12 protein-coding genes and 1 riboswitch are annotated in these 14627 nt (G+C 46.7%); of the genes, 4 read left to right on the top strand and 8 right to left on the bottom strand.

Annotation, left to right across the window (positions count from 1 at the left end; all coding sequences use genetic code 11):
• Positions 1 to 183: 183 nt before the first annotated feature.
• A riboswitch (SAM riboswitch) is annotated at positions 184 to 305 on the bottom strand.
• 138 nt (positions 306 to 443) lie between these two features.
• Complete coding sequence (locus IPJ02_05745; GenBank protein ID MBK7375067.1) at positions 444 to 992, bottom strand: hypothetical protein; 549 nt, start codon at positions 990 to 992, stop codon at positions 444 to 446.
• 91 nt (positions 993 to 1083) lie between these two features.
• Between IPJ02_05745 and uvrA the strand changes: the two genes are divergently transcribed.
• Entirely contained in the window at positions 1084 to 3951 is a 2868-nt protein-coding gene (uvrA, locus tag IPJ02_05740; GenBank protein MBK7375066.1) for an excinuclease ABC subunit UvrA, read from the top strand.
• A gap of 287 nt (positions 3952 to 4238) precedes the next feature.
• On the opposite strand, the gene IPJ02_05735 is transcribed toward uvrA, so the two are convergent.
• From IPJ02_05735 to IPJ02_05710, 6 genes are all read right to left on the bottom strand, one after another.
• The gene (locus IPJ02_05735) at positions 4239 to 5234 is read right to left on the bottom strand and encodes a hypothetical protein (protein MBK7375065.1); all 996 of its coding nucleotides are present in this window, start codon (positions 5232 to 5234) and stop codon (positions 4239 to 4241) included.
• Positions 5235 to 5381: 147 nt separating this feature from the next.
• On the bottom strand, positions 5382 to 5831 hold the full coding sequence (locus IPJ02_05730; GenBank protein MBK7375064.1) for a GNAT family N-acetyltransferase: 450 nt from the start codon (positions 5829 to 5831) through the stop codon (positions 5382 to 5384).
• 8 nt (positions 5832 to 5839) lie between these two features.
• The gene (locus IPJ02_05725) at positions 5840 to 7108 is read right to left on the bottom strand and encodes a hypothetical protein (GenBank protein MBK7375063.1); all 1269 of its coding nucleotides are present in this window, start codon (positions 7106 to 7108) and stop codon (positions 5840 to 5842) included.
• Positions 7109 to 7179: 71 nt separating this feature from the next.
• Positions 7180 to 8055 (bottom strand): alpha/beta hydrolase, encoded by an 876-nt coding sequence (locus IPJ02_05720; protein MBK7375062.1) that lies wholly within the window; start codon positions 8053 to 8055, stop codon positions 7180 to 7182.
• Positions 8056 to 8131: 76 nt separating this feature from the next.
• The gene (locus tag IPJ02_05715; GenBank protein MBK7375061.1) at positions 8132 to 9982 is read right to left on the bottom strand and encodes an ABC transporter ATP-binding protein; all 1851 of its coding nucleotides are present in this window, start codon (positions 9980 to 9982) and stop codon (positions 8132 to 8134) included.
• A gap of 14 nt (positions 9983 to 9996) precedes the next feature.
• Complete coding sequence (locus IPJ02_05710) at positions 9997 to 11058, bottom strand: glycosyltransferase family 4 protein (protein ID MBK7375060.1); 1062 nt, start codon at positions 11056 to 11058, stop codon at positions 9997 to 9999.
• Between the two features lie 412 nt (positions 11059 to 11470).
• Here IPJ02_05710 and IPJ02_05705 point away from each other — a divergent pair, with 412 nt between their 5' ends.
• Genes IPJ02_05705 through IPJ02_05695 form a run of 3 tightly spaced genes read left to right on the top strand, consistent with a single transcriptional unit; the run spans position 11471 to position 13209 of the window.
• Entirely contained in the window at positions 11471 to 12343 is an 873-nt protein-coding gene (locus IPJ02_05705; protein ID MBK7375059.1) for a glycosyltransferase family 4 protein, read from the top strand.
• A 22-nt stretch (positions 12344 to 12365) separates the two neighbouring features.
• The gene (locus tag IPJ02_05700; GenBank protein ID MBK7375058.1) at positions 12366 to 12863 is read left to right on the top strand and encodes a hypothetical protein; all 498 of its coding nucleotides are present in this window, start codon (positions 12366 to 12368) and stop codon (positions 12861 to 12863) included.
• Between the two features lie 13 nt (positions 12864 to 12876).
• On the top strand, positions 12877 to 13209 hold the full coding sequence (locus IPJ02_05695; protein ID MBK7375057.1) for a hypothetical protein: 333 nt from the start codon (positions 12877 to 12879) through the stop codon (positions 13207 to 13209).
• A 138-nt stretch (positions 13210 to 13347) separates the two neighbouring features.
• On the opposite strand, the gene IPJ02_05690 is transcribed toward IPJ02_05695, so the two are convergent.
• The gene (locus tag IPJ02_05690) at positions 13348 to 14613 is read right to left on the bottom strand and encodes a replication-associated recombination protein A (protein ID MBK7375056.1); all 1266 of its coding nucleotides are present in this window, start codon (positions 14611 to 14613) and stop codon (positions 13348 to 13350) included.
• Positions 14614 to 14627: the final 14 nt, after the last annotated feature.

Genomic DNA, 14627 nt, shown 5'->3' with positions numbered 1-14627 from the left:
TTTTAGTTTATGAAAAATCTTACCAGGAGAGGGAGGGAATTACCGGATGGGATTCAATTCTGTAGTTCTCGACTTCGCTCGAACAATACGGAGTTCTTCGACTCCGCTCAGAATAAAAAAAGCTCATCCGATAAATCAGATGAGCTTTGAATATGTTGAAGTATTACTTTAAGCTTTGGATCTGACTTATCTGTCACGCCATGGGCGTGATGGAATTGGCACCTTTCCGTGTTTTGTGCGATACAAACCACGGTAGGTTGTCAAGGCTTCATCGGGCCATTACCCTCTGCCTTTCTTGATAAGTGATAATTAAAGAACTTGCCTACCGGCAGGCAGGCTGTTGCAAAGATAAAGGGGGAAATTTCAAAGTTCCAAATAAAAAACAGAATAAAATTCCCACTGTTGCATAAAATCCTTTGCTGTAAAGGGTTTTATCAGAAAAATTATTTTATGTTTTTTTTCATCCATTCCGCCTGGGAGTTGGCCGGTTGTTCCAGGTTTACCAGCTCAGCAATTTTTTCCTGGCCCTTGATGATGGACCTGGTGACCATGCTGTGTTCAATGGCTTCATCTTCCTTCATGCCCAGCAGTTTGATCATTGGTATCAGCTTATCGCTGCCGAAATGTTTGAATAATGGCTCGTCCAGGGCGCTGAAAACAAGGATATTTTCTTTATCCCAGTTTTTGATGAGTTCGGTTTCTTTTGCATACAACGGGTAGTGCTCTACAAAGACGGGTTTCTTATCCTGCAGTTTTGAGGTATGTACATGCCTTGTTTCCAGTACAAGGTCTTCATCCAGCCCCTGCTGCCTGAAAAATTCCCTGAACCGTACTGCTGTTTCGGGGAACCAGCAGAGGAACAGGTGGCCCGGCTCTTTCCGTGCCAGTTCTGCACAGGCATTCATTTTTGCAGCCGTGCTTACATAGGCCCTGTCTGCAAAAACATGGCTGTCTGCTGCATCATCCTTCTTGCCGAATAAATTAAAAAGCATAGGTGAAATTGAGATGCAAACTTACGCAACAAAGGTTCCCTCAGCAAATCAGCAATCAATTTGTTTGTATCTTTAGGCTAAGTAAGTACACATGGCGAAAGTAAAGAAGGCCTCACCAGGGGAAGTTGTCTCCAACGATTTTATTGAAGTATTCGGTGCAAGGGAACACAACCTTAAGAATATAGACATTAAGGTGCCGAAGAATAAACTGGTGGTATTCACCGGTGTGAGCGGAAGCGGAAAATCCTCCCTGGCATTTGATACCATCTACAACGAAGGGCAGCGCCGCTACATGGAGAGTTTCAGCGCCTATGCCCGCCAGTTTGTTGGTGATATGGAACGGCCGGATGTAGATAAGATCACCGGGCTTTCCCCGGTAATTTCCATTGAGCAAAAAACCACCAATAAGAATCCAAGAAGTACCGTTGGCACGGTCACCGAGATATATGATTTCCTTCGTTTGCTGTATGCCCGGATCGGGGAGGCCTACAGTTACCATACCGGCAAAAAGATGGTGAAGTTCAGCGAAGAAGAAATTGTGAATAATATTTTTGAACGGTTTGAAGGGAAAAAGATCAGCCTTTTGGCTCCCATCGTGCGGGGAAGAAAGGGCCATTACAGGGAATTGTTTGAAGACATACGCAAGAAGGGTTATTTAAAAGCAAGGGTGGATGGAGAAGTGATGGACCTGAAACCCCGTATGCAGGTTGACCGGTATAAGATACATGATATAGAACTGGTGGTTGACAGGCTGGCTTTGACAGACGATATGAAGACCCGGCTTAGCCAGAGTGTTCAGAAAACACTGCAGTTGGGCAAGGACCTGATGTTTCTTTTGATCAACGAGGAGGATAAGGTTATTCAGTACAGCAAGCAACTGATGTGCGAGGATACGGGTATCAGTTATGAAGAACCTTCTCCCAATGCTTTTTCCTTTAACTCCCCGTATGGTGCCTGCCCTGTTTGTAAGGGGCTGGGTAATGTTTATACCATCGATATGGATTCGGTGCTGCCGGACCGGTCAATATCTGTTCGGGAGGGGGGGATAGCGCCCCTGGGTGAAGAAAGGGAAGCAAGTGTTTTTCAGCAGGTGGTTGCCTTTTCAAAAAAATATAAGATAAACCTGGATAAGCCTGTAAAGGACCTGCCGGCAGATCAACTTAATCTGCTGCTTTATGGCGACCAGGATATCAGCCCGGCATTGGAGCTTGATATGAGCGATGATACCATCCCGCAGGTTTATACCGGAAGTTACGAGGGCATCATTCCCATGCTCAAACGTTGGTTCTCCTCATCTCAAAGCACCGATGTGCTGCGGGAGTGGGTGGAAAAATACATGCAGCTGGCACTTTGCAGTTCCTGCGGCGGGACAAGGCTGAAAAAGGAAAGCCGTTGGTTTAAAGTGGATAACAGGAATATTGCAGAACTGAGCGGGATGAACCTGGACAACCTGGCTGCATGGTTTGATGGAATTGAGTTGAGGCTGGACAACAAACAAAATACGATCGCAAAAGATGTGTTGAAAGAGATACGGGAGCGACTGCAGTTCCTGCTCGATGTGGGGCTGACCTACCTGTCTTTGAACCGTCCTTCCAAAAGCCTGAGCGGGGGTGAATCGCAGCGGATAAGACTGGCAACACAGATCGGATCGCAATTACAGGGCATCACCTATATCCTGGATGAGCCGAGTATCGGCCTGCATCAACGGGATAATCAACGATTGATAAGCGCTTTGCAGAACCTGCGGGATATCGGCAACAGTGTGCTGGTGGTGGAGCATGATAAGGATATCATGCTGGCTTCTGATTACCTGGTTGATATTGGCCCGGGGGCCGGTAAGCATGGAGGGGAGATCGTGGCAAAGGGAACCCCGCAGGCGATACTGGATTCGGCTTCTGAAACAGCGCAATATCTCCTGGGAACAAAAAGAATAGCCGTGCCAAAAGAAAGGCGTAAGGGAAATGGAAAATTCATTGAACTGAATGGCGTGAAGGGAAATAACATGAGAGAGGTGGATGTGAGATTTCCATTGGGTAAACTGATATTGGTTACCGGGGTGAGCGGAAGCGGCAAATCGACCCTTGTAAATGAAACGCTTTATCCCTTGCTGAGCAAGTACTGTTACCATTCAAAGGCAAATCCGCTTCCCTATAAGACCATAAAGGGGCTGGAGCTTATTGATAAAGTGATCGAGATTGACCAAAGCCCGATCGGACGCACACCCAGGAGTAACCCGGCCACCTATTGCGGATTTTTTACGGACATCCGGACCTTGTTCGCATCCGTACCTGAAGCAAAGATCAGGGGATATAATGCCGGCCGTTTTTCATTCAATGTTAAAAGCGGCCGCTGTGATGTATGCGAAGGGGGAGGCATGCGGGTGATCGAAATGAATTTCCTGCCCGATGTATATGTGCATTGTGAAAAATGCAATGGCAGAAGGTATAACCGGGAAACGCTGGAGATACGCTACAAGGGAAAATCCATCAGCGATGTGCTGGATATGACGGTGGATGAAGCGGTCGAATTCTTCCAGGCGGTGCCCTACATATTCCGTAAAATAAAAGTACTGCAGGATGTTGGCCTCGGGTATATTACCCTGGGACAAAGTGCGGTGACGCTTAGCGGGGGGGAGGCGCAACGGGTAAAACTCTCAACCGAACTGGGTAAGAAGGATACAGGCAAAACATTCTATATTCTTGATGAGCCCACTACCGGCCTTCATTTCCAGGATATACAACACCTGCTGGAAGTGATCAGCAAACTGGTTGACAGGGGCAATACCGTATTGGTGATCGAGCATAATATGGATGTGATAAAAGTGGCAGACCACATCATTGATATTGGCCCGGAAGGAGGAGATGGTGGCGGAAGGGTATTATTTGAAGGGGTGCCGGAAGACCTGGTACAGGTACAGGAGAGTTTTACTGGTAAGTTCTTACAGGTTGAGCTGAAATGAAAAATCCATGTCTCATAACCATGGATTTTTATTTTTGGGTCTTAAAAGAAGTGCAAATGATGTCAACGAAATCTAAAATTGTGGTTTCAGGGGTAATCTGCGGATATTAAAATATCCATAGCTATCCTTGGGGGTTCAACTTCAGTTGTATCATTGTACACTTACAGCGTTCATCTCTACTTGAATATTTGTACGGCCAGTAGCACACAGGTGGTGAAGATCACCGCTGCCTTGTATGTACGTGGATTCATTTCAAAATTATTGCTCATGGATGTTGGTTTTCCTGTTTAATATATTGCCGGGCATCTTGTCTGCCGTGCCGCACTTCTTGCAAACGCACTTTCATATATCGGACCCAGTCTTACACCGGCTTTTAATACGATGGAAAAATACGTATCATAATCTTTCAGGTCGCCTCTTTGGGTACCGGCAGGGTATCTTGTCATGCCGGGGTAAATAATGCCTTTTGCTTTGTCCGATAACTTATAAGCCAATGTTGCTTCCTGTGAAGAAAGGTATTTGCTGTAGTACGCCGGATCAATGTACCGCTGGCTTACATCATCAATATAATCGGTAAAGGTTTTACGGTATAAAAGTTCCATACTTACATTTATCCTGTCTGAAGCAAAATATTTCACCCCGGCTCCAAACGGAATATTCATCTGCGTGAGTTTATACGGTTTGCTGTACGGGTATTCCGGCATGCCCTGTCCTTCCAGGCGAAGCGGATGGAGATAGTACCATGTCTTATTTCCGGAAGCATCTGTTAATGATCCCTGTGGATTAAAGTGGAAAACACCTACACCGCCAAGCAGGTAAGGCCTAAGTCTTGGCTCGTATTCTGAATTACGGTTAAAAAGCATGGTCGGAAAAACTTCAAGTGCCAGGTAACCCTCTATGACCGTAGTTTTAAAATCAAGGTTTCGCTGCTTGCGCCAGAGTTCGTCAATGCCGGTTGTATTAATGATCGCGTCATCGCCTTCCAGGTACGTATAATTGGCCGCCAGGCGCAACCCGATCCAGTTCTTTGGGTACATGGTTATGAAAGCGCCTTTCATGAATTTGGTGAATTCAAAGTTCATATCCTTTAAGTTATTGGTTCCCTTGCCGGAGTTACCACCGAGGTCGCCAAGGAAGAAGCTGGGGCCAAAATTGAAACCCACTTCCCATTTAACTTTTTCGCCGAAGAGTAAGGCTTGTGAATATGACGTGGAGTGAACAAAGAGGCAGATAAGCAGAACGATCATGCTCTTTCCCACAAGCTTGTGTAAATTTGGTTTCATCAGAAATCAGATTTAGTCTTTCGACAGGTAATTGGATATTTTGCTGGGTCAAAAAATGATACCCCGGTATGAACTTAACAGGATAAAATCTAAAACCACACTAAGGTAAACGGCAAACAGGGTCTGTTATTGCCTCGCGGGAATAAATTATTTGCTGAGGACCATCTCAATATGAGGTATGCCATCCTCCAGGTATTCATCACCGGTTTGTATAAAACCCAGCGACTGGTAAAACCCGGTCAGATAAAGTTGTGCCCCGATCCTTATTCCGGTGCAGCCGAACTGGCTGAAGGCCTTGCTGATGCTTTGCTTCATGAGCTCCCGGCCGGCACCTGTTCCCCGGTACCGGGGAGAAGTAACCACCCTGCCAATACTGGCTTCATTATAACTTAAGCCGGGGGGTATGATACGGGTATAAGCTACCAGGTTCTCCTGGTCCCAGCCGGCCAAATGCCAGCACCTGGGGTCCTTGCCATCCGCATCCTGGTATACACAGTTCTGCTCTACCACGAAGACCTCGTTTCGTAGCCGGATAATGGCATACAATTCGGCTGCCGACAACTCATCAAATTTCCTGAAAACCCAGTTCAGCTGCATTGGTTCTTTTATTTTAAATAGGGTAATACTTCACTGACCGAAACCGGCTTTTGCTGGTCGTCGATCTCAATAACAATACAATAGCCATTTGCCCCACCTGCTTTTTTCAGTGCATCCACCAATTTCTGCTGATCGCTTTCCATTCTTTTTCCATCAACATCACTCCATATTTCTTTGGTGCACAAGCAGCCTTGTGTAGGGGTGAGAGGGTAGTAAGGCTGGCTGATATAATAGCCGGGGTTTACCGTAGTGCCATGTGCGATTATTTCTGTCCGCCCGGCCTTGCTGGCAAAGAATGATTCGTATAGCGGCAGGTATTCCTTCAAAGCCTCGGGTATCAGTTTTTTGTACAGGTCTTCTGACCAGGAGGTATCTGCAATGGCCGCATCATTTAAAAAATTCTGCGGACTGGTCTCATACGGCATCAATAACTGGATATTGGTGGTGGGACCGATGGCCATGCTTTTGCTTATATCAAAACCGGTGATACGGAAAATGCCCTGCGGGGTATTGCCGTTGGTAAGGTAAAATGGCAGGTTGCTGAGGCTTCTTGCCAATTGAGGAACAGAAAAAACGGCACCGTTCTCATTGGTAATGAAATTCCCGTTCTTTTCCCGCAACACAGCAATGCCGGGATGGTTCCTGTTTTTACGCTGGAAACTAAATAAGAGTGTTTGCCCGGGGATCGCATTCTTTAAATTGCTGATAAGCCAGGCGAGGTCTTTTTTTTCTGAATAACCGGTGATGAGTTTTGTAAGAAGCCCGTAATAAGCAGCTACATTATCATCCTTATCAGTTCTTTTTGAAAAGTACTGAACCACTTTATTCCATGCATTGGGATCTGTGCCGGCAGCCAGGTAATGTTCGGCAGCCATGGCAAAGATCTTCGGCGATCTGGTTCCCCGCATTAACCGTTCTGCCGCATCAATGAACTTCCCCTTATAATTCGAATAAGCCAGTTCCAGCAGTGCCCGCTGAAACTCGGTACTTCTTTTTTCAATCGAGTCAAATGCATGCCTGATCTTATTATCCACCCAGCCAGACCGGTACGTGGTGAGTTCCATTGCCATAAAGGCATCGATCCAGTTCTCTTCGGTTGTATTGTTTAAGGGGAGTGATAAATTTTTGGTAATGCTGTTATTAACCAGGTTATGGTATTCTTTTGTACGGGTAGCTTTGAGGGCGTTCTTTGCATACAGGGTTGTGTCTTTTTGTGCAAAGGCCTGGGAACAGATGAAAATCAAACTCAGCAGGGAAAGGTAAACGGTGTTTTTCATTGGTACAAAGTAAAATAAAAAAAGGCATCCCGCCGCAGACAGAATGCCTTTTCAAAAATAGTGTAATGGGTTTACTGAACGTTTGCAGCCAGGAATACCTGTATCTTATTGTAGGCATCCGTGTATGTGGCAACATCCCAGTCGCCATGGCCGCCTGTTGGATAGAATACATATTCATTAACGGCTCCGGCCGTGGTCAATTTATTCTTCAATGCCAGCGATTGGGTGGTTGCATTCACCAGCGGATCCAGGCCCCCCTGCAAAATAATTGTCGGGCAACTGGTGGCAGTGGCATAGGTTAGCGGGCTTGATTGCTGGTACAGGGTTGGGTTGGTTGCGGGAGTTGTTCCACCCATCAAAAGAAAAATGGCAGCGGCAGGGTAACTGCCTGGATTATTATACAGATCTGCCATGTCGGTTGGGCCGAAGAAATCAACAACCGCTTTTATCTTCACCGGGCTGGTATATTTATATCCCTGCAGCAGCGACAGGTGCCCGCCGGCGCTGGCGCCCATCAAAACAAATTTATCACTCACCAGGTACGTGCTGCGGTTGCCGTAAATGAATTCAACAGCCGCTTTTACATCCATTTCCTGGGTGGGGAAGAGATTTGCTCCAACCGTGGCAAGCCGGTAATTGATGTTGAAAATGGCATAATCGGGCAGCCGCTTCTTCAAGGTATCGATCGCAACATTAAAATCATTTTTATCTCCCTGTGTCCAGCCGCCGCCATGGATCAGGATGATCACTTTGGTACCGGTAACGGTGCGGTTGGCAGGCAGGTAGATATCCATTTTCTGCAGCGGGTCTACCCCGTAAGAAACATTTAAAGTGGTTTTGGCAGCAATGCTGGCGGGGCCTCCACCCGTATTCGTATCGTCTTTTGAACAGGACGCAACGAAAAATAAGAGTGCAAGGGGGAGCAATGCCTGTATTTTCAGTTTCATAGCCGTTTTTTGAAACGGGAAAATACGGATAATATTTTTTGAAAAATGCCGGTATGACAAAAGATTAACAGAAAGATCAGGCGATCTTCTGCATCAGGGTAAGCCGCCTGTAAATACTTTCTTCGATCCCGATCAGTTCAAAATGATTGCCTCGTTCCATTATCTGCCCATCCTGCAGGATCAATATCTCATCGGCTTCCTGGATGGTACTCAGCCGGTGTGCGATCACCAGGGTGGTCCTTCCCTGCATCAGGTTATTCAATGCATCCTGCACCGATCTTTCCGATTCGGTATCGAGGGCCGAAGTGGCTTCATCCAGGATCAATATCGCCGGGTTCTTAAAAACAGCACGGGCAATACTGATGCGCTGGCGCTGGCCGCCCGACAGGCGTACACCCCTGTCGCCGATATTGGTTTGATACCCATTTTCAGTTTCCATTATGAAGTCATGGGCATTGGCAATTTTAGCTGCCCGCATCACATCTTCTTCGCTGGCATCGGGTTTGCCCAGCGCAATATTATTGAAGATGCTGTCATTGAACAGGATGATATCCTGGGTAACAAAACTCATCTGGCTCCTCAATGATTCCATGGTATAGTTGCGGATGTCTTTTCCGTCGATGGTAATGCTGCCGGTTGTAACGTCATAAAAACGGGGCAACAGGTCGGCAATGGTTGATTTACCCACGCCGGAGGGACCTACCAGGGCAAGCGTTCTGCCTTTTTCAAGGGTGAAAGATATATCCTGCAAAACCGGTTTGTCTGAATACCCAAAGCAGACGTTATTAAACTCAATTTCATTGTTGAACGACCTTAGTGTTACCGCATCCGGATGATCGGCCACTTCAATTCTGGTATCCAGTACTTCCAGGATCCTTTTGCCCGATGCTTCGCCACGCTGGATATTGGCCAGCGCAACCACCATGGCTTTCGCCGGCCTGATCACCTGCGAAAAGATGGCAATGAAAGCAATGAATTCACTTGCCTGGAGGGCGCCGGGGGAATTAACACCCTGGTTCTCCAGGATCATCGAGCCGCCATAGATCAGTATGCCTGCCACCACGATCACACCCGATACTTCTGAAAATGCCGGTGCCAGTTCTCTTTTTTTAAAGCCCTGTAAACTTGCCTTACGGTAAAAATCATTTTCCCGGCTGAACCTTTTTAAGATGAAGCCGGTGGCATTGAATGACCGGATGATGCGCATCCCCATCAGGCTCTCGTCGATGATGGTGAGCAGGCGGCCGATGGAGGATTGCATATCCGCGGCTTCCTTGCGCAATTTTTTTGTGACCATGGCAATGCCAACAGCTGATATGGGGATGATGAGCAGGGTGAATAAAGTGAGCTTTACTGAAATGGTAAACAAAGCAATGAAGTACGCGATCATCATGTACGGTTCCTTGAACAATACTTCCAGTGAGTTGGCCGCCACCGCTTCGATCTCAAAAACATCCGAGTTCATCCGGGAAATGAGGTCCCCTTTATGCTCTTTGGTAAAATAGCCCATGTGCAGGTGGTTCATCTTCTCAAAAATGGCTTCCCGTATCCGCTTCACTAAAAGCGTCCGGGAATTGATCATACTGCGCTGGGCCAGGTACCGGAACAGGTTGGTGAGTATCACTGCCAGCACGATCAGTGCCGACATGAAATACAGTGCATATACCGGGTTCATTGTTTTTAAATGATATACCTGGTAGTAGAAAAGGTCTTTAAAATAGGAAGCCGAGAAAGAGAATGCAGGCGCTGTGGCATACTGCTTCATGCTTTCTGCCGTATGATGATCAAACAGGAAATTCAGCAACGGAATGAGTAACGTGAACTGGAATACGCTGAAAAAAGCAGCTATCAACGTGAAAACAAAAAAGGGAACAACAAAGTACCGGTACGGCTTTGCAAATCTCATCAGTCGGCGGTAGGTCTTCATTGGTTGCAGTTGATTCAGTAAAGTGAACGGTATATTTTCCAGTATTCCTGTGCGGCATGGTCCCAGCAATACTCTTTCCCTTTTTTTATGATGTCCTCTTTCATGTTAAACCTTTTGTATCGCTTCATGCCGGCAACAAAGGTCTCTTTCATATGTGCAGCCGAAAAATTCTGGAAGTAAAAGGCCACATCGCCGCCGATCTCGGGCAAGGCCGTGCGTTGCGACAGGAATATCGGCTTGCCCACCGACATTGCTTCGGTAACAGGTAGCCCGAAACCCTCGGCATTGGACGGAAATGCAAAAGCACAGCAGTTATTGAAATACCAGGATTTCTCAGCTTCTGATATGGATCCCACCAGGCGCAGGTTATCGTGGATCCCCATTTTTTCGGCCGTATCCAGGATGAAGTTGTGATAATTGTTGTCGTCCCTCCTGCCTGCAATAACCAGTTCCATATCCTTGTGCTGCTGTACCAGCGGCAACAGGGTATGAAAATTCTTTTTGTGATTCATGGTGCCCAATGAAAAGATAAAGGGTTTGAGAGGCTGGTAAGAGCAAGTACCCAACCTGGGTTCAGTAAGCGTATTGGTTCCGTTGTGTATCACATGTACCGGCTTGTTGTTGGTGTCGCAGTAAAAGCTCACATCTTTTTTGCTGTATTCACTCACGCAGATGATCACATCGGCACGGTTGATGAGCATCTGCAGGCGCCGGAGATATTTTTGCTTTTTTCCTTCCGGCTTTGAATCGTCGTACATAAAATTCAGGTCGTGTATGCTCAGTACAACTTTGATCTGTTTATTCCTGAACGGCAGGTAATAACTGTCCTGGTATGTGGCATGCCAGATCCCGTATCTTTTTAATGATGGCATCCGGAGCTTATGAAGTTCATACTGGTTGATAAGTTTGCTACCGGGATCAAAAAACTTTGCGGCCGGGTTCGGACTGTAAAAAGTGATCTCTTCTTCGCCGGGGGTATTATACGTTGCCAGGTGATTGCCCAGGTTCAGGCAGTAATGAAACAAACCGGTATCGGGGTACTTCATTCTTTCGCAGTCAAAAATGATCCTTTTCATGGTAGATGTTCAGAATACCTGTTTTAAGATAGGCAATGGTTTGGTAATTGAAAGTTAAAATATTTGCATCAAATACGGTGCTGCATGTTTTGAAACCGGTACTGGTTTAAAGATCCAGCCTATATCAAATTACATTCAATAATTTTACAGCAGCTAAGAGAGTGGCTGAACAGGCATAAAACCTGGCTGAACCGGGATTATCACAAACTAAAAGGCCTCCTATGTATAAGATCACGCTGGACTGCGACCTGATGCGTTACCGGGACTCCGGTCTGTATCACTATTGCCTCAATTTAGGCAGGTATGTCAAAGAGGCATTGGATAAAGAGCAGGAAGGCCGTATTGAATTTTATGTTCCACCCACCGAGAAAGGATCATTTGGGGATGAAGCCAGTTGCATCATAGAAAAAAAATGGCACCTGAAATTCTTCAAACCTTTTTGGGGGATTGTAATATCTGGCATGCGCCTTTTCAGTCGGGAAGGGTCATTGTACCCCAGAAGAATAAAAGGATAAAAGTATTGCTTACCATTCATGATCTCAATTGCCTGCATGAGGGCCGAACACCAAAAGAACAGCGGGACAGCCTGAATAAAACCCAACGCCTGATCGACCGGAGCGATGCCATAGTTTGCATCTCTCATCACTGCAAATCGGATGTGCTTGCACATATGGATGTACATAACAAGCCGGTGCATGTGATCCATAATGGCACACACAATGTAACAATTCCCCCTGCAACACCGGCTGGTTATAAGCCCTCCGGGCCTTTTATATTTACCATGGGCTATGTGAACCGGAAAAAGAATTTTCATACGCTGGTGCCGCTTTTAAAGAACACGGAATTTGAAATGGTGGTGGCCGGTAAGCTGGATGACGCAGATTATGTAAACCGCATGCGCATCCTGGCCCGGAAACTGGGTGTTTCTGAAAGGCTGCATGTGCTTGGACCGGTTTCGGAAGAAGACAAAGCATGGTATTTTAAAAACTGCCAGGCATTCATACTGCCTTCGCTTGCGGAGGGCTTTGGAGCGCCGGTGGTGGAAGCCATGAAATTCGGGAAGCCGATCTTCTTGTCCAATCTCACTTCTTTGCCTGAGATCGGCGGAGATGTTTCATTTTATTTCAGCAGTTTTGAACCGGATCATATGCAGCAGGTCTTTGATGACGGAATGGTTGAATACCAACGCAACGGGCTGGCAAAACGGATCGTTGCCAGGGGCAATCAATTCAGTTGGCAGGAGAAGGCAATGGATTACCTGAACGTTTACAGGTCGTTGCTGTAGTATGAATCTATAAAATGTTCGCATGAAAACAAAATCAGCATGCAGGCAATGGAATTCTTCGCTGGTCTATGACTTTGGTAAAAGAAGATCGGAGTTGTGCAAGGCAAAGGATTATCATGCCGGTTGGTTCAAATACTGGTGCGACCAGTTGGGTGAGAAGCCAAATTTTCACCGCAAGCAATGGGAATTTGTTTTTGTGATGCAGGCTTTGTTTGAAAGGGGATGCATTGCAACAGGAAAGCGTGGATTGGTATTTGCAGTTGGCACCGAGCCGTTGCCGGCCATGTTTGCCAGCTTTGGCTGCAGCATCCTGGCAACCGATATTTTTCCGGAAAAGGGAATTGAGATGGGATGGGAAAACGGCAACCAGCTTTGTTTTGGCCTGGAGTCATTGAATACCCGGCAACTTTGTGATGAGGCTGATTTTAATAAACTGGTTGGCTACCGGCCAGTGGATATGAATGATATACCCGATGACCTGGTTGATTTTGATTTCAACTGGAGCAGTTGTTCTTTTTGAGCATCTGGGAACATTGGATAAGGGTTTCCGGTTCTTAAAGAACCAGTTAAAAACGCTGAAGCCGGGTGGATGGTCTGTACATACCACCGAGTACAATGTATCCTCCAATGATGAAACGCAGGAGAATAACAGCACGGTGATCTACCGCCAGCGGGACATTGAACATATTGTGAATGAACTGCAGAAGGAAGGCCATTTCGTGGAGGAACTGGATTTTTCTGTGGGAGGCTTACCGGAGGATTATGCAGTGGATACAGAGCCGCACCAACAGAAGATACACCTGAAATTGCAGGTAGATAAATACGTGGTTACTTCGATCGGACTGATCATTCAGAAGAAAAAGTGATTTGCTGCTTAGAATTTGCCAGGAATGAAAATTCCGTTTCCATTTTGCGGTTGGTGGGGACACCAACCGCGGGAGGCTGCCGTGGCCGGTGTTCCACCGGCCACATTCAGAAAAAGGATGACTGTTTCTTATTGGTTTTTAATATTTGTACTTATCCTTCCACAACATCTTTAAGAATTTCCGCAGTTCTTCTTCCCGTAAATTTCTACCTGGTTGGTAAAAAGAAGTGCCGCTGATTTCACCGGGCAGGTATTCCTGCGGCGAGAAATTATTGTCGTAATTGTGCGAATACTCATAGCCTTTTCCATAGCCTTCCCGCTTCATCAGTTTGGTGGGGGCGTTGCGTATGTGTAAGGGAACCGAAAGATCACCATGTTCCCTTACCGCACCCAGGGCAGCGCCGATGGCTGTTGTGGCGCTATTGCTTTTAGCGCTGCTGGCCAGGTAAATGGCACACTGGGATAAGATCAGTTGCGATTCGGGGTAACCTATTTTGTTGACTGCATCAAAAGTTGCATTGGCAAGTAACAGCGCATTGGGGTTGGCATTCCCGATGTCTTCACTGGCCAGTATCAGCATCCGGCGGGCAATGAACTTCACGTCTTCGCCGCCTTCGATCATGCGTGCCAGCCAGTACACGGCTGCATTGGGGTCGCTGCCACGGATGGATTTGATGAAGGCAGAGATGATGTCGTAATGCTGTTCGCCTTTTTTATCATATAGGGCAATGCGCTGCTGGGCAATTTCCATCACAATATCATCGGTGATCACCGCATTGCTGCCCAGAGAATCCGTCACCAGTTCCAGCAGGTTCAGTAATTTCCTTGCATCACCGCCGGAAATATTGATCAGCGCTTCGGTCTCCTTTAGTTCTATCTTTTTTGTTTTCAACGCTTCATCATTCTGTATAGCATGTTGCAACAGGTTGATGAGGTCTTTTTCATCGAGCGCCTTCAGTATATACACCTGGGTCCTGCTCAGCAAGGCGCTGTTCACTTCAAAGGAAGGGTTTTCGGTAGTAGCGCCGATCAATGTGATGATGCCTTTTTCCACAGCCCCGAGCAATGCATCCTGCTGGCCTTTGTTGAAGCGGTGTATCTCATCAATGAACAGTATGACATTGCTTTGTTTTTTTGCAAGGTCGATCACTTCCCGTACTTCTTTTACCCCGGAGGAAATGGCACTGAGTGTATAGAAAGGAACATTCAACGTATTGGCAATGATGTTGGCAATGGTGGTTTTACCCACGCCCGGCGGCCCCCACAGGATCATGCTGGGAACCTTTCCCTGCTCAATGGCCTTGCGCAATATGCTTCCCTTGCCGGTAAGGTGCTGCTGGCCCACCAGGTCATCTAAAGTGGAAGGGCGAAGGCGTTCGGCGAGGGGAGGGAGTGAAGTCAAAATTAAAAATTAAGAAT

The sequence above is a fragment of the Chitinophagaceae bacterium genome (assembly GCA_016710165.1).
Taxonomy (GTDB): domain Bacteria; phylum Bacteroidota; class Bacteroidia; order Chitinophagales; family Chitinophagaceae; genus Ferruginibacter.
The sequence above is the reverse complement of the archived record's forward strand: the minus strand, read 5'-3'. Positions and strand labels throughout refer to the sequence as shown.